This is a genomic window from Arthrobacter sp. zg-Y1143 (assembly GCF_030125565.1).
GTDB lineage: Bacteria > Actinomycetota > Actinomycetes > Actinomycetales > Micrococcaceae > Arthrobacter_B.
The window spans coordinates 491,075-509,812 of sequence record NZ_JASKLW010000004.1; the positions used below are offsets into that span (position 1 = coordinate 491,075).

21 protein-coding genes are annotated in these 18,738 nt (G+C 64.6%); 16 read left to right on the forward strand and 5 right to left on the reverse strand.

Features of this window, described 5'->3' with window-relative positions:
* Position 1: 1 nt before the first annotated feature.
* Both prmC and QNN98_RS06370 read left to right on the forward strand, forming a co-directional pair.
* The gene (gene prmC / locus QNN98_RS06365) at positions 2-916 is read left to right on the forward strand and encodes a peptide chain release factor N(5)-glutamine methyltransferase (RefSeq protein ID WP_283996558.1); all 915 of its coding nucleotides are present in this window, start codon (positions 2-4) and stop codon (positions 914-916) included.
* On the forward strand, positions 913-1,626 hold the full coding sequence (locus tag QNN98_RS06370; protein ID WP_227924905.1) for an L-threonylcarbamoyladenylate synthase: 714 nt from the start codon (positions 913-915) through the stop codon (positions 1,624-1,626). The genes prmC and QNN98_RS06370 overlap by 4 nt, the downstream gene beginning before the upstream one ends.
* On the opposite strand, the gene map is transcribed toward QNN98_RS06370, so the two are convergent.
* The 4 genes from map to QNN98_RS06390 form a co-directional block, all read right to left on the reverse strand.
* The gene (gene map, locus QNN98_RS06375; RefSeq protein ID WP_283996582.1) at positions 1,623-2,405 is read right to left on the reverse strand and encodes a type I methionyl aminopeptidase; all 783 of its coding nucleotides are present in this window, start codon (positions 2,403-2,405) and stop codon (positions 1,623-1,625) included. The two genes, QNN98_RS06370 and map, sit on opposite strands and share 4 nt — an antisense overlap.
* 70 nt (positions 2,406-2,475) lie before the next feature.
* Positions 2,476-3,450 (reverse strand): NAD-dependent epimerase/dehydratase family protein, encoded by a 975-nt coding sequence (locus QNN98_RS06380; RefSeq protein ID WP_283996559.1) that lies wholly within the window; start codon positions 3,448-3,450, stop codon positions 2,476-2,478.
* Entirely contained in the window at positions 3,447-4,418 is a 972-nt protein-coding gene (locus tag QNN98_RS06385; protein ID WP_227924903.1) for a glycosyltransferase, read from the reverse strand. Before QNN98_RS06385 ends, QNN98_RS06380 begins: the two co-directional genes overlap by 4 nt.
* 2 nt (positions 4,419-4,420) lie before the next feature.
* Positions 4,421-5,320 (reverse strand): glycosyltransferase, encoded by a 900-nt coding sequence (locus QNN98_RS06390; protein ID WP_227913841.1) that lies wholly within the window; start codon positions 5,318-5,320, stop codon positions 4,421-4,423.
* Between the two features lie 171 nt (positions 5,321-5,491).
* Here QNN98_RS06390 and QNN98_RS06395 point away from each other — a divergent pair, with 171 nt between their 5' ends.
* The 14 genes from QNN98_RS06395 to murA all read left to right on the forward strand — a co-directional run bounded on the left by QNN98_RS06395 (position 5,492) and on the right by murA (position 18,307).
* Entirely contained in the window at positions 5,492-7,432 is a 1,941-nt protein-coding gene (locus QNN98_RS06395; protein WP_227924902.1) for a polysaccharide biosynthesis protein, read from the forward strand.
* Entirely contained in the window at positions 7,432-8,427 is a 996-nt protein-coding gene (locus QNN98_RS06400; protein WP_227924901.1) for an MraY family glycosyltransferase, read from the forward strand. Before QNN98_RS06395 ends, QNN98_RS06400 begins: the two co-directional genes overlap by 1 nt.
* 149 nt (positions 8,428-8,576) lie before the next feature.
* A complete protein-coding gene (locus QNN98_RS06405; protein WP_227924900.1) occupies positions 8,577-9,059 on the forward strand; it encodes a hypothetical protein in 483 nt (160 codons plus the stop codon).
* On the forward strand, positions 9,052-9,327 hold the full coding sequence (locus QNN98_RS06410; RefSeq protein WP_227913845.1) for an AtpZ/AtpI family protein: 276 nt from the start codon (positions 9,052-9,054) through the stop codon (positions 9,325-9,327). Before QNN98_RS06405 ends, QNN98_RS06410 begins: the two co-directional genes overlap by 8 nt.
* A gap of 85 nt (positions 9,328-9,412) precedes the next feature.
* On the forward strand, positions 9,413-10,216 hold the full coding sequence (atpB, locus tag QNN98_RS06415; RefSeq protein ID WP_227913846.1) for a F0F1 ATP synthase subunit A: 804 nt from the start codon (positions 9,413-9,415) through the stop codon (positions 10,214-10,216).
* 73 nt (positions 10,217-10,289) lie between these two features.
* Positions 10,290-10,508 carry an ATP synthase F0 subunit C gene (gene atpE / locus QNN98_RS06420; protein WP_227913847.1) on the forward strand — a complete coding sequence of 73 codons (219 nt, stop codon included), beginning with the start codon at positions 10,290-10,292 and terminating at the stop codon, positions 10,506-10,508.
* Positions 10,509-10,552: 44 nt separating this feature from the next.
* Positions 10,553-11,101, forward strand: a complete 549-nt coding sequence (locus QNN98_RS06425; protein ID WP_227913848.1) for a F0F1 ATP synthase subunit B — start codon at positions 10,553-10,555, stop codon at positions 11,099-11,101.
* The gene (locus QNN98_RS06430) at positions 11,101-11,916 is read left to right on the forward strand and encodes a F0F1 ATP synthase subunit delta (RefSeq protein WP_227913849.1); all 816 of its coding nucleotides are present in this window, start codon (positions 11,101-11,103) and stop codon (positions 11,914-11,916) included. The genes QNN98_RS06425 and QNN98_RS06430 overlap by 1 nt, the downstream gene beginning before the upstream one ends.
* 99 nt (positions 11,917-12,015) lie before the next feature.
* Complete coding sequence (atpA, locus tag QNN98_RS06435; protein ID WP_227913850.1) at positions 12,016-13,653, forward strand: F0F1 ATP synthase subunit alpha; 1,638 nt, start codon at positions 12,016-12,018, stop codon at positions 13,651-13,653.
* Positions 13,654-13,751: 98 nt separating this feature from the next.
* On the forward strand, positions 13,752-14,645 hold the full coding sequence (locus QNN98_RS06440; RefSeq protein ID WP_227913851.1) for a F0F1 ATP synthase subunit gamma: 894 nt from the start codon (positions 13,752-13,754) through the stop codon (positions 14,643-14,645).
* 80 nt (positions 14,646-14,725) lie between these two features.
* Positions 14,726-16,189, forward strand: a complete 1,464-nt coding sequence (atpD, locus tag QNN98_RS06445; protein ID WP_227913852.1) for a F0F1 ATP synthase subunit beta — start codon at positions 14,726-14,728, stop codon at positions 16,187-16,189.
* A gap of 5 nt (positions 16,190-16,194) precedes the next feature.
* Entirely contained in the window at positions 16,195-16,488 is a 294-nt protein-coding gene (locus QNN98_RS06450; RefSeq protein WP_227913853.1) for a F0F1 ATP synthase subunit epsilon, read from the forward strand.
* A 9-nt stretch (positions 16,489-16,497) separates the two neighbouring features.
* The gene (locus QNN98_RS06455) at positions 16,498-16,926 is read left to right on the forward strand and encodes a DUF2550 domain-containing protein (protein WP_227913854.1); all 429 of its coding nucleotides are present in this window, start codon (positions 16,498-16,500) and stop codon (positions 16,924-16,926) included.
* Between the two features lie 115 nt (positions 16,927-17,041).
* Positions 17,042-18,307, forward strand: a complete 1,266-nt coding sequence (gene murA / locus QNN98_RS06460) for a UDP-N-acetylglucosamine 1-carboxyvinyltransferase (protein WP_227913855.1) — start codon at positions 17,042-17,044, stop codon at positions 18,305-18,307.
* 92 nt (positions 18,308-18,399) lie between these two features.
* Here murA and QNN98_RS06465 read toward each other — a convergent pair whose 3' ends face one another.
* Positions 18,400-18,603, reverse strand: a complete 204-nt coding sequence (locus QNN98_RS06465) for a cold-shock protein (protein ID WP_146361532.1) — start codon at positions 18,601-18,603, stop codon at positions 18,400-18,402.
* Between the last annotated feature and the right edge of the window lie 135 nt (positions 18,604-18,738).

Below are 18,738 nucleotides of genomic sequence, written 5' to 3' on the forward strand. Positions count from 1 at the left end.
CGTGCCGGACACCCGGGACGGCGCCGAACCCCTACTGGCCGAAGCCCTGCGGGCCGCCGCGGCGGTGCTGGCAGCCGCGGGGGTCCCGTCGCCCCGGGTGGATGCTGAACTGCTTGCCGCGCACCTGCTGGGCGAGACCGCCGGCCGTGTGCGTGCCCTGGCCTTTACGGATGCTCCCACACCGGCCGGCTACGCCGACCTCGTGGCTGAGCGTGCCGCACGGGTGCCATTGCAGCACATCACCGGAAAGGCCCACTTCCGCTATCTGGAACTGGCCGTGGGGCCCGGGGTCTTTGTGCCCCGCCCCGAGACGGAGACCGTGGCGCAGTTGGCCATCGATGCCGCCCGCCGCGCCGCTGGTGCCAAGGTGGTGGACCTGGGCACGGGCTCCGGTGCCATCGCCGCGGCGGTGGCCTCCGAGGTGCCCGGCGCCGAGGTCCACGCCGTCGAGCTCAGCCCGCTGGCGTTTGCCTGGGCCGAGCGGAACCTGGCACCGCTGGGTGTTCGGCTGGTCCAGGGCGACCTGCGCGATGCGCTGCCGGGCCACAACGGCTCCTTTGACGTGGTGGTATCCAACCCGCCGTACATTCCCGCCGACGCCGTACCCAACGAGCCGGAAGCCGCCGAGCATGATCCGGCCATGGCCCTGTACGGCGGGGGAGCGGACGGGATGGAACTGCCCATGGCGGCCGCCCGTACTGCGGCGCGGCTGCTCGTTCCCGGCGGCTATTTCGTCATGGAGCATGCCGAAGTGCAGGCCCAGGACATTGCCCGCCGGCTTGCGGCCGATCCCGCGTGGACGGACGTGCGTTCCCACCTCGACCTCAATGGACGCCCGCGGGCGACGTCGGCCATCCGGCGTGCGGCCGCCGAACCAGAACCTATGGCATCCCCTACCGAAAGAATGTTGCCGTGAGCACCAGTTATGACTGCACCAATCCAGAGGAACTCAGCGAGGGCCTGGCTGCCGCGCAGCGGGCGATCGCTGCCAAGGCCTGCGTGGTCCTTCCCACCGATACGGTCTACGGGATCGGCGCCGACGCGTTCTCGCCCCAGGCCGTAGCCACGCTGCTTGCAGCCAAGGGCCGCGGCCGCAGCATGCCGCCGCCCGTGCTGATTCCCCGGATGCAGACCATGGACGGACTGGCCACGGACATCCCCGAAGACGCCCGCAACCTGGCGCGTACCTTCTGGCCCGGCGGGTTGACCTTGATCTGCCACGCCCAGCCTTCCCTGTCCTGGGACCTGGGCGACACCATGGGCACGGTCGCCCTGCGGATGCCCGATGACCGCATCGCCCTGGAGCTGCTGGGAGTTACCGGCCCCCTGGCTGTGTCCTCGGCTAACCGGACCGGCTCGCCCGCCGCGCAGAACGCTGCCGAGGCGCAGGCAATGCTGGCTGAATCGGTGGAGGTCTACCTGGAAGCGGGGCACCGCCCGGTTGCCGGGAGCGACGGCGTGCCCTCGACCATTGTGGACGCCACCAGCGAGCCCATGCGTGTTGTGCGGCAGGGCGCCGTCAGCCTGGAAGCCCTGCGGGAAGTGGTTCCCGGGATTCTGGGTCTGGGCGAAGAGCCGCCTGCTGAAGAAGCTGCTGCCGAAGATGCGGCCGCCAAGCAGGGCTAAGCCGGCCCGCTTGACGGCAGAGTGAGGATCTCTGCGCCGCCGTCGGTAATGGCTACAGTGTGCTCGCTGTGCGCGGTCCGGCAGCCGGTGGCGCTGCGCAGCGTCCATCCGTCAGCGTCGGTCACCAGTTGCGCCGTGTCCGCCATGACCCACGGTTCCAGGGCCAGCATCAGGCCCGGCCGCAGCTTGTACCCGCGGCCCGCACGCCCGGCATTGGGAACGTGCGGGTCCTGGTGCATGGTGGTGCCGATGCCATGGCCACCGAATTCGGTATTGACCGGATACCCGGCGGCGCCAAGCACCGACGCGATGGCGGCGGAGATGTCGCCGATCCGGGCACCGGGCACGGCAGCGGCAATGGCTGCGTCCAGTGCCTGTTCCGTGGCGCGGATCAGTGCGACGCTTTCGGGCGGGCGGGTTTCGCCCACGATGAAGCTGATGGCCGAGTCGGCTGCCATCCCGTCCTTGGTGATGGCGAAGTCCAGTTTCAGCAGGTCGCCGTCGGCGAGCGAATAGTCATAGGGGAGGCCGTGCAGCACTGCGTCGTTGACCCCGGTGCAGATGTAGTGGCCGAACGGGCCGCGGCCGAATGACGGCGCGTAGTCGACATAGCAGGAGCGTGCTCCCGCGGCGGCGATCATTTCCGCTGCCCAGCGGTCAATGTCCAGCAGGTTCGTGCCGACTTTCGTCCGCGCCTTCAGGGCCTGCAGGATGTCCGCAACCAGGCGTCCGGTGACCCTGGCGCGGGCCAGTTCGTCCGGGTTCAGGATCTCGATCATGGGGTGGCTTTCATCAGCATCCACCCACCCTATCCGGCTTAGGGCCGGTTCCGGGCGCTTGGCCGCCGATTCACCCGCGGGATGCCTCCTGCAGCACGTCCTGCACCCGGGGGCGGGGAACGTTGTTGGTTTCTTCGGCCCAGCCCGGCTCCTGCCGCTGCCCGAACCACATCATCTCCACGCGGCGCAGCGGGCCGTGCAGGCGTTCACCGGCCAGCGAGGACAGCCAGTAGCCCAGGCGCAGCACAGTCCGGCAGAACCAGGCCGGCAGGCGGGCCGGCCGGCGTCCGCCTGCCGCCTCCAGGACCGAAGATACGGAAGCCTGCTCCCACGGCTGCAGTACTACCGCCGGCACGGGTCCGCGGTGTCCGGCCACCCTCAGGACGAAGTCGACGAGGGAATCCACGGAGCTCACCGGACTCGGAGCCGTGCCCGGTGAGGCCACTGAGGCCAGCGGCGAGGCGGCCAGCCGGGCCAGCTTGGCGGTGGTGGCGCGGCCGGGGCCCTGCACCGAAGTGGCGCGGACGGTGGTTACGCTGCAACTGCCGGCGGTACGCGCCGAGAGGGCCTGTTCACCCAGGGCCTTGGACCGGGAATAGGCCGAGAACGGTTCGACGTGGCTGCTTTCATCCAGGAACGGGCGGTGACCCTGCACAGCGGCGCTGCTCAGGTGCACAAACCGCCGGACCCCGGCGGCGTCGGCCGCGTCGGCGATCAGCAGCGGCAGCAGCGCATTGGCGCCGCGCAGCTCGGGGGAATCCCCGGCACCTGGAGTCGCCAGCCCGGCAGCGTTGATAACGACGTCGGCGCCGGCCAGCCCGGCGGTGAGCGAAGCCCGTTCGGTGTCCAGGCCGGCAGACCGGTCCTTCAGTGCCTGCAGGTCCGTGCCGTCGGCGTGCAGTCGAGGTGCCCGGACAGTGCGGGCCTCAATACCACGGGCGGCCAGCTCGGAGCGGATGGCTGAACCGATGAATCCGGTGGCGCCGACAACGGCCCAGACGGGGGAGTGCGGTGCGGGAACTGATGATGTGGATGCGGAGCTCAAACCTGTTGCTTTCGGGTGGCGGGCAGGGGAGGCATGGGGGACCAGGAACGGTCCTGCAGGATGCGCCGGGCTTCGCGCCAGCCAGCCCATAGGCGGCCGGCGCCGTGCAGTGTGCGCTCCACGGCGACCAGCCGCAGTATTTCCTTGCCTGCGGTCAGGACGGTGCCCAGGGCAAAGCCGGCACGGTTGTACCGTCCGTGGACCTGCAGGTAGCGGGCCGTGTGGCCTCGGTTGCGCATGGACGTGAACCGGCCCAGGTCGCTGGAATCGTTGAGGTGCCGGATGCCCAGATCAATCTGCTTCTGGGCGCGCACCTTGCGGATCACGAAATCGTTGACGTACGCCACCGGCCGGTCGAGGGAGGCCAGCCAGCCGTAGATCAGGTCATCGCCGTTGATGAAGTAGCGGGCGTCCGGCAGGCCGATGCGGCGCACCTGCTCAGCGCTGATGAGCATTCCCTCGAAGCAGCCCAGATTGGTTTCGAACACGGGCGAGTCGCGGAAAACGTTGCCCCGTACGGGGACATGCACGCCGAGGAAGGGCACAAAGCGGTGCTGCCAGAAGAACGGAGCACCGGAGCCGTCAAGCCGCCGGCCGTGGATGCAGTCGTAGCTGCCGGTCCATTTGCGCAGCGCAGCCACGGCGCCGGGCAGTACCTCAACGTCGTCGTCCATCAGCCACAGCCAGCCTGCGCCGTCGGCCAGCGCGGCTTCCGTTCCGGCCGCGAATCCGCCGGCGCCGCCGGTGTTGGTCTCCAGCCGGAGGACGGTCAGCGGAACCGGGAAGCCCCTGCGGGCCGCTTCGAGGACCTCGGGCGTATTGTCGGTGCTGGCATTGTCCACCACCACCACGGCGGCCGGAGCGGGATCAAGCGCCTTGATGCTTTCCAACAGCCCGGAAAGGTAACCGGCGCGGTTGAAGGTGGTGATGACAATTGTCAGCTCGGCTTCACCGGCAGGCTTCGCCATTGCTAGAACCCGAAGTCCGACGGCGGTCCGAAGCGGCGCCCGCTCATCCCGGCGGCGTAGGCGCGCAGCCAGCGGACGAAGCCCTTGGGGTCTTTCGTGCGGGCGAAGTGGATCGGGTAACCGGCGGCGTCGGCCACGAAGGACTTGACCCGGCCGTAACGCCGGGTGAGGTGGCCCCGGTTGCGGTAGAAGTAGAACTGTTTGAACGGCGTATCCGGGACCAGGACATGCATCCGGTCTCCCAGCACGGGCTGCACCTCCGACCATGCGGCGGGATGCGTCAGGGCTGCTGTGGTGACGGTGCCGAAAGCGACGCCGGCGCGGCGCAGCCTGATCATGAAGTCCGTCTCGTCGCCGCGGATGAACAGGCGCAGGTCCGGCAGGCCCACCCGGTAGAACACATCGGCCCGGATCAGCGCGCCGTTGAAGAAGTGGCCCACGTTGGGCAGGAACCCCCGGGCGGCGACTGCGGCGCGGTCGTGGGTCAGTTTCCCGTCCAGTCGGAAGTGGAAGGAGAGGGTGTCCGGGGCGCCGGGAGCCACCACCAGCGGCAGGACGACGTCGAGCCCGCGTTCCTGTGCGGCGGCGAGGAGCACGGCGAGGCACTGAGGGTCCTCGGGATGGGCGTCGTCGTCCATGATCCAGATCCACTCGGCACCGGAGGCCATGGCTGAAAGAATGGCCAGGGAGAAGCCCCCGGCCCCGCCCAGGTTGGTGTTCGAACGGATGTAGTTCACAGGTGCCGCAGAGCTTTCGGCAATCTCGGCAACCGGGCTCTTGCCGGAGTCCACCAGGGCCACGGATGTGATGTTGGCAGTCTGGGCAGCGAGTGCACCGAGGAGTGTCTTGACGTCATCGGGACGGTCGAAGGTGACTGCTGCTACGGCAACGGAGTCCGGCAAGATGATCCTTTCGCAGCCACCCGCAGGAACGGCCCCGTCTAAACAGCAGGGCCGGAACAGAACAGGGTGTGCAGTTAGTATGCTGAATAGATTCCAGTCTATTACACCGGATTCTTCCACCTGTTCTTCGCACCACCGAGAAGAGAGCCGGGTACCTACCCGTTGAGGACCATGAGGCAAAAACCTACGGAGACCGCCAGCCTTCCAAGGGAGGAAAAACCTGTCCTGTGGCTGTGGTCGCAGTACATGCTGGATTCCCTGGCCTGGATCGTATCCATCGTCCTGGCGCTTGTGCTGCGGTACGAGCTGACGGTTGAGCAGATCAATCCGGGGGGACTGGCCGTGTTCTGCGGCGTGGCAGTCCTGACCCAGCTGATCGTCGGGTATTCCTTCGCCCTCTACCGCGGGCGCTACAGCTTCGGCAGCTTCCACGAGATGCGCCTGCTGGCCGTGGTGACGCTCATAGTCTCCGCCATCCTGGTCCTTGCCAGTGCCCTGTTCGGCCTGGTGATCGACATCCCGCGAAGCACCGGAATGATCGCCTTCCCGTTCGCCTGCCTGTTCATGGCGGCCATCCGCTACGTGAAGCGGATGTACGTGGAGAGCCGGGCACGTCCGGGCGAAGAGGCCCAGCGCACGCTGATCTACGGTGCCGGGTTCCTGGGCGGTTCCCTCGTGTCCCGGATGATGAAGGATCCCGGATCCCCGTATTACCCGGTGGGCCTGATTGACGACGACCCCGCCAAGAAGCACCTGCGGCTGGCGACTGTCCCGGTCCTGGGCAAACTCACCGACCTTGCCGAGGTGGTGCACCGCACCCGCGCCACCGTGCTGATTGTTGCCATTGCCGACGTCGAAGCCAAACAGGTGCGCGAGATTTCGGACCGTGCAGAGGGCCTGGACCTGCGCGTACTTGTCCTGCCTCCGCTCAAGGACATGCTGTCCAAAGGCGAGGGCGCCGGTCTCACGGAATTCCGCGACGTCGCGGTGGAGGACCTGATTGGCCGCCGGCCCGTGGACATCCGCGTTGAGGAGGTGGCCGGCTACCTGTCCGGCAAGAAGGTGCTGGTCACCGGTGCCGGCGGGTCCATCGGCTCCGAACTGTGCCGCCAGATCACCGCGTTCAATCCGGGGGAGCTGATCATGGTGGACCGGGATGAGACCGGGCTGCAGCTCACCCAGCTTTCCATCACCGGACGCGGGCTGCTGGACGGCAGGGACACGGTTTTGGCCGATATCCGGGATCCGCAGGCACTGGAGCGCATCTTTGCCGAGCGCCGTCCCGACGTCGTTTTCCATGCCGCCGCCCTCAAGCACGTTTCGCTGCTGGAGCAGTACCCGCAGGAAGCATGGAAAACCAATGTGCTGGGCACCTCAAACGTGCTGGCCGCTGCCCGCAAGGCGGGCGTGCGCCACTTCGTGAACATCTCCACTGACAAGGCAGCCAACCCCACCACCGTACTGGGGCATTCCAAGCGGGTAGCCGAGAAGCTAACCGCTTGGATGGCGCAGGCCACCGGCGAGCAGTACGTGTCGGTGCGGTTCGGCAACGTCATTGGCAGCCGGGGGTCCATGCTTCCCCTCTTCAGCGAGCAGATCCGCCAAGGCGGTCCGTTGACCGTTACGGACCCCGAGGTCACCCGCTTCTTTATGACCATTCCCGAGGCTTGCCAGTTGGTGATCCAAGCCGGGGCAATCGGCCGCGGCGGTGAGGTCATGATCCTGGACATGGGCGAACCGGTGAAGATCCTCGACGTTGCCCGCCGCATGATCGCCATGTCCGGCAAGGACATCGATATTGTGTTCACCGGCCTGCGCCAGGGTGAAAAAATGCACGAAATCCTGGTGGGGTCCGGTGAAGAGGATTCACGGCCGTTCCACCCCAAGATCTCCCACGCGTCCGTGGCAGTCCTCAATCCCGAGGACCTGGATCTGGCCGACTGGCTGCGGCGCTGCGGGATTGCCGGCGCGCCCGCTGTTGAGGGTGGGGCCGGGGTAGTACGGCTTTCCGGGGCCAGCCCCGAGGGAACGGATTCCCCCGTGGACGGCCGCGAACTGGACGGCGGCGAACTGAACGGCGGCGACGCCTACCGTGAACGGCGGACCGGGTGATGCTGCTGGCCGTATGCGCGGCGGCGGCGTTCCTGATAAGCCTGCTGCTGCCCTTTGTTTTTATCCCGCTGCTGCGCCGGCTGGGCGTTTTGGATGTTCCAAACGAGCGGTCCTCCCACACCACCGTGGTGATCCGCGGTGTGGGCCTGACGGTCGCTGCCGGTGTCCTGGCGGGGCTGGTACTGTCCCTGGCTACCGGACTCGTCTCTGTTGACCGGTCCATTATCGCCATCCTCATTGCGGTCATCGGCCTGGCCTCGCTGCTTGGCTGGATTGAAGACTGGCGCGGTGTATCCGTCCGGACGCGTGCCGGCAGCCAGCTGGTTATCGGGCTGGCAGGCACGGCTGCATTGGCCTGGACCATGGAGCAGAGCTGGTGGTGGGTGCCGGTGGGCGGAGTGGCCATTGCGGCCTACATCAACGTGGCCAACTTCATGGACGGCATCAACGGCATTTCCGGCCTGCACGGACTGGTGGTGGGAGTGCTTTATTCCATCAGCGGCGTGCTGTCGGACCATGTCTGGCTGACTGTTGCCGGTGCCGTCACGGCCGCTGCGTTTGCCGCTTTCCTGCCGTGGAACCTCGGCAGGGGACAGGTGTTCCTGGGGGACGTCGGAAGCTATCTGCTGGGCGCTTCCGTTGCGGGTACCGCTGTGGCTGCTTTTCTTGCCGGCGTTTATGTGGAGTACCTGCTGTTCCCGCTCCTGGTGTACCTGGCGGACACGTTTTCAACGCTCCTGCGCCGGGTGCGCAGGGGAGAGCGGTGGTACACGGCGCACCGCCAGCATGTGTACCAGCGGCTGACCGACGCCGGACTGAGCCATGTCCAGGTGTCCCTGCTGGTGACCGGTTGCACCCTGGTGGTGGGCCTGGCAGGCCTGTTCACAGCGGGCGCGGGGGCCGGCACCACGTTGGCCGGAGTCCTCTTCGCCGTCGCCGTGGTGGTGTTCTACCTCGCTTCGCCTGCACTCTTCGCGCGGCGCTACGCCCAGTAGCCGCGCAGGCGGTCCGGTAGGGAGCTGCCTGCGCCGCGGCCGGGCCGGGGGCTTCTTCTATGTACTGTAGAATTCAAGGGTCGCGGTAGCCCCGCGCCTTTTCCAGAAGTATCCAGGCGAACCATCCAGGCAAGGAAGACTGCCCACACATGAGATCCACAGACGGTTCCCGCACCAGCGGGTTCCTGACCCCCTCCGGGCCAACGAAGGCCCCCTGGCTGGGGATCCTCGGTCGGGCCCTTGCCGTCACCGGGGGCGCAGCCGTGCTGGCTGCGGCCTCGGCGGCAGTGTTTGCGGACGGATACGCTGCGGCAAGTTCTGTGCTCGGATGGTTCCTCATTGCGGCCTTCTTCGGCATCAGCCTCTTGGTTGGGCATTTTGTCGGCCGGAGGAATCCTTCGGGCGCAATTGGAATGTTCGTAGTTACCTATGCCATAAAAGTTGTGGGTTTCGCCGTCATTCTTTTCGGATTGGGTACGCCGGAATGGCTGCACCGTGAATGGTTTGCGTTGAGTGCTGTCGGCGCCGTGGTTCTGTGGCAGGCAACGGAGATCCGTGCCTTTGCAGCAACCCGGCACCTGATCTTTACCGAAGCAGCGGAACCTTCCAGCGAAGGAGCTTCGAATGCCTGAGAAAAAGCCCGCAGTTACCCCCGCAGCCTTCCAAGCTCCCGCGTCCAGGCGCCGCGCAGCACTGCAGTATGTGCTGGCGGGAATCATCGCCTTGGGTTTGATAGGGTGGAGCCTGGATAGTCTCCTGGGAACTCGCTGGATTTTACCGGCCGGTATCGTTCTGGGCGCGGTCAGTGGCTACTATGTGGCCGCCGCGCACAGGCAGGCCACGGATGCGGACCGACCCGCCAAGGGTGGAAAACAGCCGGATACGGATAAATCGAATTGATTTCACAAAACCTGTTTAGAGGGCGCACCTCGCGCGTGCCCGCCAATGATATGCCCAACGATGGACACAGCAGAGAGGAAACGCGTTGATCGCGCTTGCGCTTCCCGCCTCCAATGACGAGGGATTCGTTCCACCCACCCTCGAAGACATGCACCTCCCTGAGATCCTTCCCTGGGGCGCCGAAAGTGGAGAAGGATTTGGTAAGCAGATGCTGCTTATCCTCCTTTCCGTCCTCATTCTCGGATGGTTCTTCGTAGCCGCTGCCCGAAAGGGCCAGATGGTCCCGGGCCGGCTGCAGTTCCTGGGCGAGTGGAGCTACAACTTCGTTCGCAACTCGATCGGCCGGGACATCATCGGTGAAAAGGACTTCAAGGCCTTCACCCCGCTGCTGTTCTCGCTCTTCTTCTTCATCCTGATCAACAACCTCTGGGGCAGCATCCCGCTGGCGCAGCTGCCGACCACGTCCCACGTGGGCACGGCTTACGCCCTGGCCGGCATCGTGTACTTCACCTGGATCATCCTCGGCATCAAGAAGCACGGCATTGCCTACTTCAAGTACGCCACGGTTCCGTCCGGCGTGCCGATTGCCATCCTGCCCCTCGTGGTGCTGATCGAAATCATCTCCACCTTCCTGGTCCGTCCGATCACGCACAGCCTGCGACTCTTCGCAACCATGCTGTCGGGCCACCTCATCATCATGCTGGCGGGTGCCGGAACCTCGTTCCTGCTGCTCGAGGCTGAGGGACTGCTGAAGCCGCTGGGTGCTCTCACCCTGATCGGCGGCGTCGCTATGTTCCTGTTCGAAGTCTTGATCCAGGTCCTGCAGGCCTACGTCTTTACCCTGCTGACCGCGATCTACATCCAAGGCTCAATCGCCGAGGAACACTAAACCTCCCCTCTCCGGGGGAAACCCCTGAACCACACAACCTGCCCTCCGGGGCATCTTGAAAGGAACAAGCCAAATGATTGGTGAAATCAACGGCAACATCAACCTCGTCGGCTACGGTCTGTCCGCCATCGGCGGCGCCATCGGCGTGGGTCTGGTCTTCGCTGCCTACATCAACGGTGTAGCCCGTCAGCCGGAAGCCCAGCGCGTCCTGCAGCCCATCGCCTTCCTGGGCCTGGCACTGACTGAAGCACTGGCTATCCTTGGTCTGGTTTTCGCGTTCGTCCTCAGCTAACTTCAGCGCGTATTTTCCTAACCAAGTAGATAGGACGGATTGAAATGAACGAGGCACTAATCCTCGCCGCTGAAGAAGGCGCGAATCCTCTGATCCCAAACATCTGGGAGATCCTCGTAACACTGCTTGGCTTCGCTGTGCTGATGTTCATCGTGGTCAAGTTCGTCGTCCCGATGTTCGAGAAGACGTACGCAGAGCGTACCGAGGCCATCGAAGGCGGACTCAAGAAGGCCGAAGCCGCACAGGCCGAGGCCAGCGCGGCCCTGGATGAATACAAGCAGCAGCTGATCGATGCCCGCACCGAGGCCAACCGGATCCGCGAGGAAGCACGCGCCGAAGGCGCCCAGATCCTCGCTGACCTCAAGGCCAAGGCAGGCGCCGAATCCGCCCGCATCATGGAACAGTCCCACGTCGCCATTGAGGCGGAGCGCCAGGCAGCTGTCGTTTCGCTCCGCAGCGAAGTGGGCACCCTCGCCACGGAGCTGGCAGGCAAGATCGTAGGCGAGTCCCTCGCCGACGATGCCCGTGCTGCCCGTGTAGTTGACCGCTTCCTTGACGACCTGGAATCCCAGAACGCAGGTGCGGTCCAGTAATGGCAGGTATATCGAGCGAGTCCCTGGCCGCGGCACAGACGAAGCTGGAAGGCATGCTTCCCGGCGCCACTGCGTCCCTGGCCGAGGAACTCTTTGGAATTCTTGGCCTGCTGGACAGCGACGCCGGTCTGGTCCGCGCACTGACGGATCCGGCTCGTGAAGCCTCCGCCAAGGCAGCCCTGGTCTCGAAGCTGGTAGGCGGCAAGGTTTCGACCAGCGCCGAGCAGCTTGTTGCTTCTCTGGTGGAGTCGCGGTGGCGCACTGCGCGTGACCTCGGCGATGCCCTGGAAACCCTGGGTGCAACGGTTGTTTCCGCTGTAGCGGAAAACAAGGGTCCCGGCCTGGCCGGGCTCGAGGCCCTGGAAAGCGAACTGTTCCGCTTCAACCAGGCCGTTGCAGCCAACCATGAGGTGCAGCGTGCCCTGCAGGAACCGCAGGCTTCGGCCGCAGCGCGTTCCGAACTGGCGCTGAAGCTGGTACCGGGCGCGGGCGCTGAAGCAAAGGTGCTGATCAGGCAGGCAGTGACCGCCCCGCGCGGCCTGCGGCCCTCGGCACTGGTCACCCGCTTCATGGAACTGGTAGCTGCCCGGCAGCAGCGGTGGATTGCCGAAGTGCAGTCCAGCCGTCCGCTGACGCAGGAACAGCAGAAGCGTCTGCAGTCCTCTCTCAACGGACTGTATGGCCGCGAGCTGAAGATCAACGTCAACGTGGACCCGGCGATTCTGGGCGGCATCCGTGTCACAGTGGGGGATGAAGTAGTTGATTCCACCGTTGCAACACGCCTGACGGAACTTCGCCGAAAGCTCGCTGTCTAGTCACGTCACGGCCGGAAACGGCCGGAGAAACAATTGAGTACCAATCACGGTCATCGGCTTTCAAGCGATGATCACAACATAGGAGAGCAGGGACTGCAGATGGCCGAATTGACCATCAACGCCGACGACGTCCGTAATGCGTTGAATGAATTCGCGGCGTCCTACGAACCCGGAAACGCAGAGCGCGTTGAAGTTGGCCGCGTAACCACCGCCAGCGACGGCATTGCCCGTGTGGAGGGCCTGCCCTCCGTTATGGCGAATGAGCTGCTTCGGTTCGAGGACGGCACGCTGGGCCTGGCCCAGAACCTTGACACCCGTGAAATCGGTGTCGTTGTACTTGGCGACTTTGCCGGTATCGAAGAAGGCCAGGAAGTTCACCGCACCGGTGAAGTCCTGTCCGTACCCGTAGGCGATGCCTTCCTGGGCCGCGTTGTCGACCCGCTGGGCGAGCCCATGGATGACCTGGGCCCGATCCAGGCCGAGGCACGCCGTGCCCTGGAACTCCAGGCACCGGGCGTTACCCAGCGCAAGTCGGTCCATGAGCCGCTCCAGACCGGCCTCAAGGCAATCGACGCCATGATCCCGATCGGCCGCGGACAGCGCCAGCTGATCATTGGTGACCGCAAGACGGGTAAGACCGCCATTGCCGTGGACACCATCCTGAACCAGAAGGCCAACTGGGACTCCGGCGACGTGCAGAAGCAGGTTCGCTGCATCTACGTCGCCATCGGTCAGAAGGCTTCCACCGTCGCTGAAATCAAGCGCACGCTGGAAGACAAGGGCGCCATGGAGTACACCACCATTGTGGCCTCCCCGGCATCCGACCCGGCCGGCTTCAAGTACCTGGCACCGTACGCCGGTTCGGCCATCGGCCAGCACTGGATGTACGGCGGCAAGCACGTCCTGATCATCTTTGATGATCTCTCCAAGCAGGCCGAAGCCTACCGCGCCGTGTCGCTGCTGCTGCGCCGCCCGCCGGGACGCGAAGCCTACCCGGGCGACGTCTTCTACTTGCACTCCCGCCTGCTGGAGCGTTGTGCCAAGCTCTCCGACGAGCTCGGTGCAGGCTCGATGACCGGCCTGCCGATCATCGAGACCAAGGCAAATGACGTCTCGGCCTACATCCCGACCAACGTCATCTCCATCACTGACGGCCAGATCTTCCTCCAGTCGGATCTCTTCAACGCCAACCAGCGCCCCGCCGTCGACGTCGGTATCTCCGTGTCGCGTGTTGGTGGCGCCGCACAGCAGAAGGCCATGAAGAAGGTCTCCGGTACGTTGAAGCTGGAACTGGCCCAGTACCGCGACATGCAGGCATTCGCCATGTTCGCTTCGGACCTGGATGCGGCTTCCCGCCAGCAGCTGACCCGCGGCGCACGCCTGATGGAACTGCTCAAGCAGGGCCAGTACGCCCCGTACCCGGTGGAAGACCAGGTCGTATCGATCTGGATGGGCACCAACGGCTACCTGGACGACGTTCCCGTTGAGGACGTCCGCCGCTTCGAGGCCGAGTTCCTGGAGCACGTACGCCACTCCTCGTCCGTCATGACCGTCCTGGCCGAGACGAACAAGCTCGAGGACTCCACGGTTGATGAGATGAAGACCCTCATCACCAACTTCAAGCAGGGCTTCTTCGGCGAAGGTGACAACCGCATGGTTGCCGCCGGCCACGAAGAAACCTCCGCCTTGGACGGGGAAGCCGTAGACCAGGAAAAGATCGTCAAGCAGAAGCGCTAACGGCTTTGGACCTCCGCTGCCGGGCACACCGCCCGGCAGCGGACCCTTGGCCCTTGCCTTAGCCCCTAGTTCGAACGCTAGGAACTGAAAGGAAAAGTATGGGAGCCCAAATTCGGGTCTACCGCCAGAAGATCGCGTCGACCACGTCGATGCAGAAGATCTTCAAGGCGATGGAGCTGATTGCTGCCTCTCGCATTGGAAAGGCGCGCACCCGTGTGGCTGCGTCACTGCCTTACTCCAATGCGATCACCCGTGCCGTTTCTGCTGTGGCATCCCAGTCGGAGATCGATCATCCGCTGACCACCGAACCGGAGCAGATCCGGCGCGCAGCCGTGGTCATCATGACCTCCGACCGCGGTCTTGCCGGATCATACTCCGCCGGTGTCCTCAAGCAGGGCGAAGCACTTAATGAATTGCTCCGTGAAGAGGGCAAGGAAGTTAAGACCTACCTTGTCGGACGCAAGGCGCAGGCGTACTACGACTTCCGCAACCGTTCAGTGGAACGGGTTTGGACCGGCGGTACCGACGCACCCGAGTTCGAAACAGCCCGAGAAATCGGCAAGGCACTCCTCGATGACTTCAATACGGCCTACGAAGACGGCGGCGTGGACGAAATCCACATCGTGTACACGCGCTTCAAGTCCATGGTTATTCAGGAACCTGCGGTCATCCGACTGCTGCCGCTGGAGGTAGTAGAGGAAGAAGCCCAGTCAACCGCTGAGTTCCTGCCTCTCTACGAATACGAGCCCGAGCCGGAAAAGGTCCTGGACGCACTGCTGCCGCGCTACATCGAGTCGCGCATCTTCGCAGCCATGCTCCAGGCCGCAGCTTCCGAGCTTGCCGCCCGCCAGCGCGCCATGAAGGCCGCAGGGGATAACGCCACGGACCTGATCAAGAAGTACACGCGACTTCGCAACAACGCCCGTCAGGCTGAAATCACCCAGGAGCTTTCGGAGATTGTCGCCGGAGCAGACGCGCTCAGCGCGTCCTAACCAGCAGCAACCGCCGCAAGAAGCTCCAACGCAAAACAAAACTTAGTCCACACGCCATCTAACTGAGTGAAGTGAGAGAGATGACTGCCCAAACTGCCGAGCACGGAGCAACCTCCGTAGCACCGGGCGCCACAGGCCGTATCGCCCGTGTCATTGGCCCGGTTGTCGACGTCGAATTCCCGGCTGACGCAATCCCCACCATCTACAACGCCCTGACCACCGAACTGACGGTCAACGGCGAAACCCGCACCATCACCTTTGAGACCTCCCAGCACCTGGGCGACAACCTCATCCGTGCAATCTCCCTGCAGGCCACTGACGGCCTGGTCCGCGGCGCAGCCGTGGTCGACACCGGTGCCCCCATCTCCGTGCCCGTAGGCGACGGCGTCAAGGGCCACATCTTCAACGTGCTGGGCGAGCCCCTGGACGTTCCGGCTGACAAGCTTGAAATCTCCGAGCGCTGGCCGATCCACCGCAAGGCACCGAACTTCGCGGACCTCGAGGGCTCCACCGAGATGCTGGAAACCGGCATCAAGGTGATCGACCTCCTGACCCCGTACATCAAGGGCGGCAAGATCGGCCTGTTCGGCGGCGCCGGCGTCGGCAAGACCGTTCTGATCCAGGAAATGATCACCCGTGTTGCCCGCAACTTCGGCGGTACCTCGGTATTCGCCGGTGTTGGCGAGCGTACCCGTGAAGGCAACGACCTCTGGGTTGAAATGGAAGAGGCAGGCGTCCTGAAGGACACGGCCCTTGTATTCGGCCAGATGGATGAGCCGCCGGGAACGCGCCTTCGCGTGGCCCTCTCCGGCCTGACCATGGCGGAATACTTCCGCGATGTGCAGAACCAGGACGTGCTGCTCTTCATCGACAACATCTTCCGCTTCACGCAGGCAGGTTCCGAGGTTTCCACTCTTCTCGGCCGCATGCCTTCCGCCGTGGGCTACCAGCCGAACCTGGCTGACGAGATGGGTCTGCTGCAGGAGCGCATCACGTCCACCAAGGGTCACTCGATCACGTCCATGCAGGCCATTTATGTCCCTGCTGACGACTACACCGACCCGGCCCCGGCCACCACGTTCGCCCACCTGGACGCGACCACGGAACTTTCCCGTGAAATCGCATCCCGCGGCCTGTACCCGGCCGTGGATCCGCTGACCTCGACGTCGCGCATCCTCGACCCGCAGTACGTCGGCCAGGCGCACTACGACACGGCTATCCGCGTCAAGCAGATCCTCCAGAAGAACAAGGAACTGCAGGACATCATCGCCATCCTCGGTGTCGACGAACTCTCCGAAGAGGACAAGATCGTCGTGTCGCGTGCACGCCGTATCCAGCAGTTCCTCTCGCAGAACACCTACACCGCCAAGCAGTTCACCGGCGTCGAAGGCTCCACGGTTTCCGTCAAGGACACCATCGAGGGCTTCAAGGCCATCTGCGACGGCGACGTGGACCACATCGCCGAGCAGGCCTTCTTCAACGTCGGCGGCATGGATGATGTCGAGCGTCAGTGGGCGAAGATCCAAGAGCAGACCGGGAAGTGAGCCCCATGGCGGACACTGCTGAACTCCAGGTTGAGATTGTCGCAGCCGACCACTTCGTGTGGTCCGGTGCGGCGAAGATGGTCAAGGCCCGCACCAGCGACGGCGAGATCGGGATCCTTCCCGGCCACTCGCCGGTGCTGGCCATCCTTGCTGAGGGTGGACTGGCCATTGAGCCGGTTTCCGGCTCCCGCATTGAGGTGAGCGTCGACGGTGGTTTCTTCTCCGTGGACAACAACCGCGTGGTCATTGTGGCCGACAATGCGAAGGTGACCAACGAAGCAACCGCCGGGATCCGCTGACCCCCACCAATGGACGGTTCTTACGTGTTCATTGCGCTGGCTGCCCTGTTCGGGCTGCTTGTCCTCGCAGTACTGCTTTTCTGGGTGCGCCGCAGTCAGCTGCGGCGCACCCTGGGGACTCTTGATGCCTCCATCTGCTTCCCGCCCGGCGGGTGGCGGATGGGGGTTTGCCGTTATACGGACACCCACTTGGAGTGGCTGCGGCTCGTATCACTGAGTCCGCGCCCGCCCTACCGTTTCCTGCGCAGTTCGCTGGAAATGGGCGGCTGGCGCGAACCCACCGAGGCCGAGCGCGCACGCATCCAGCCGGGCGCCGTAGTGGTACGGCTGAATTACGAGGGCAGCGCTGTCCTGGTGGCCATGAACTATGAGGCCTACACCGGACTGTCGTCCTGGATCGAAGCCGGCCCCGTAGTTGGCATCGGCACCTGGCGGTAGCACCGGCCGGCCAAAGCCCAAGCATCAAAGGCACAGGGATTCCCCTGTGCCTTTTGTGCTGTCCGGGCACTGTTGGCGGCCCGGACGGTGCGCCGGCTCCACCTAGAATGGAGTAATGGAAGACGTCATTGTTGTTACCGGTCCGTCCACCCTGCGCGGCGCCGTCACTGTTCCCGGCGCGAAGAACAGCGTCCTGAAATTGATGGCCGCAACCCTGCTCGCGCAGGGGCGGTCGGTCATCACCAACGTGCCCAACATCCAGGACGTCTGGATCATGGCCGAATTGCTGCGCCGGCTGGGCTGCACAGTGGACTACGACGTCGACGCCGCGTCCGTGGCGGTGGATGTGCCCCGGGAGCTGGGCCACCAGGCCGACTATGACCTGGTCCGTGCCATGCGGGCCTCCATTTCCGTACTTGGCCCGCTGGTGGCCCGGTGCCGGCGCGCCGAGGTGGCGTTGCCCGGCGGCGACGCCATCGGTTCCCGCGGACTGGACATGCACCGTTCCGGCCTGGAGCTGATGGGCGCCTCGATCGGGATAGACCACGGCTACCTGGTGGCGTCGGTGCCGGAAGGCCTGCACGGCGCGGCTCACATCCTGGACTTCCCCAGCGTGGGTGCCACGGAAAACCTGATGATGGCAGCCACCCTGGCCCGCGGACGCACGGTGATCGACAACGCTGCACGCGAACCGGAGATCAGTGACATAGCGCAGATGCTCAATGCGATGGGTGCCCGGATCACCGGCGTGGGTACCAACACGCTGGTCATCGAGGGCGTCGACGCACTGCATCCTGTGGTCCACCGCACCGTGCCGGACCGGATTGTTGCCGGAACGTGGGCGTTTGCGGCGGCGATCACCGGGGGCGAAATCGAAGTACGGTCCGCAGATGCATCGGCTCTGGCCGTGGTGCTGGACAAACTGGTCCAGGCCGGCTGCGAGGTCAGCACGGGGGAGGACTGGTTCTCCGTGAAGGGTCCGGCCACGCCGGAACCGATCAATGTATCGACCCTGCCTTATCCGGGTTTCCCCACCGATCTGCAACCGTTTGTGGTGGCCCTGAACGCGGTGTCAGCCGGTTCGGGAATGGTGACGGAGAATGTGTTTGAAGCGCGCTGGGGCTTTACGTCGGAATTGGCCCGGTTGGGGGCAGTGGTCCGGCTGGACGGCCACCACGCCCTTATCCAAGGCGTGCCGATGCTTTCCGCTGCGCCGGTTGTCGCCAATGACATTCGTGCCGGAGCTGCGCTGGTTATTGCCGGTCTTGCGGCAGACGGAACTACCGAGGTGCGCGGTGTGGAGCATATCGACCGCGGCTATGAGAACTTTATGGAAAACCTTCGCGGCCTGGGCGCCAATGTGGTGCGCCGCCGCGGATAAAGGACGAACCCTCGAAAACGTAAAAGCCCCCGGCAGCTGCCGGGGGCTTTTACGTTTGCTGTAAAACTGTTGTCCCGAAGGGAACGCGGTCCTTAGAGGGCGGTGACGCCGGTGGCCTGGGGGCCCTTGGCGCCCTGGCCGATTTCAAAGGAAACGCGCTGGTTCTCGTCGAGGGTCTTGAATCCGTTGGTCTGGATTTCGGAGTAGTGGACGAAGACGTCGCCGTCGGAGTCGTCCGGGGTGATGAAGCCGAAGCCCTTTTCGGCGTTAAACCATTTGACGGTACCCTGAGCCATTATTTCTCCTCATAAATGGAACTTACCTGCACGCTTCGTGCCGGGTTATGTTACTGAAGCAAGAAAGCCCAAGTTCTTGCCGTTCAGCAGTTCCTTGAGGAGCTTCTCGCTCGCAACGGTCTTGCGAGCATGAAA

Coding starts and splice junctions, on each gene's coding strand:
- murA (WP_227913855.1), top strand. CDS start 17,042: ATGGAAGACGTCATTGTTGTTACCGGTCCGTCCACCCTGCGCGGCGCC.
- atpA (WP_227913850.1), top strand. CDS start 12,016: ATGGCCGAATTGACCATCAACGCCGACGACGTCCGTAATGCGTTGAAT.
- QNN98_RS06430 (WP_227913849.1), top strand. CDS start 11,101: ATGGCAGGTATATCGAGCGAGTCCCTGGCCGCGGCACAGACGAAGCTG.
- atpD (WP_227913852.1), top strand. CDS start 14,726: ATGACTGCCCAAACTGCCGAGCACGGAGCAACCTCCGTAGCACCGGGC.
- QNN98_RS06425 (WP_227913848.1), top strand. CDS start 10,553: ATGAACGAGGCACTAATCCTCGCCGCTGAAGAAGGCGCGAATCCTCTG.
- atpE (WP_227913847.1), top strand. CDS start 10,290: ATGATTGGTGAAATCAACGGCAACATCAACCTCGTCGGCTACGGTCTG.
- QNN98_RS06410 (WP_227913845.1), top strand. CDS start 9,052: ATGCCTGAGAAAAAGCCCGCAGTTACCCCCGCAGCCTTCCAAGCTCCC.
- map (WP_283996582.1), bottom strand. CDS start 2,405: ATGATCGAGATCCTGAACCCGGACGAACTGGCCCGCGCCAGGGTCACC.
- QNN98_RS06455 (WP_227913854.1), top strand. CDS start 16,498: ATGGACGGTTCTTACGTGTTCATTGCGCTGGCTGCCCTGTTCGGGCTG.
- QNN98_RS06385 (WP_227924903.1), bottom strand. CDS start 4,418: ATGGCGAAGCCTGCCGGTGAAGCCGAGCTGACAATTGTCATCACCACC.
- QNN98_RS06395 (WP_227924902.1), top strand. CDS start 5,492: ATGAGGCAAAAACCTACGGAGACCGCCAGCCTTCCAAGGGAGGAAAAA.
- QNN98_RS06405 (WP_227924900.1), top strand. CDS start 8,577: ATGAGATCCACAGACGGTTCCCGCACCAGCGGGTTCCTGACCCCCTCC.
- QNN98_RS06400 (WP_227924901.1), top strand. CDS start 7,432: ATGCTGCTGGCCGTATGCGCGGCGGCGGCGTTCCTGATAAGCCTGCTG.
- QNN98_RS06440 (WP_227913851.1), top strand. CDS start 13,752: ATGGGAGCCCAAATTCGGGTCTACCGCCAGAAGATCGCGTCGACCACG.
- QNN98_RS06465 (WP_146361532.1), bottom strand. CDS start 18,603: ATGGCTCAGGGTACCGTCAAATGGTTTAACGCCGAAAAGGGCTTCGGC.
- QNN98_RS06450 (WP_227913853.1), top strand. CDS start 16,195: ATGGCGGACACTGCTGAACTCCAGGTTGAGATTGTCGCAGCCGACCAC.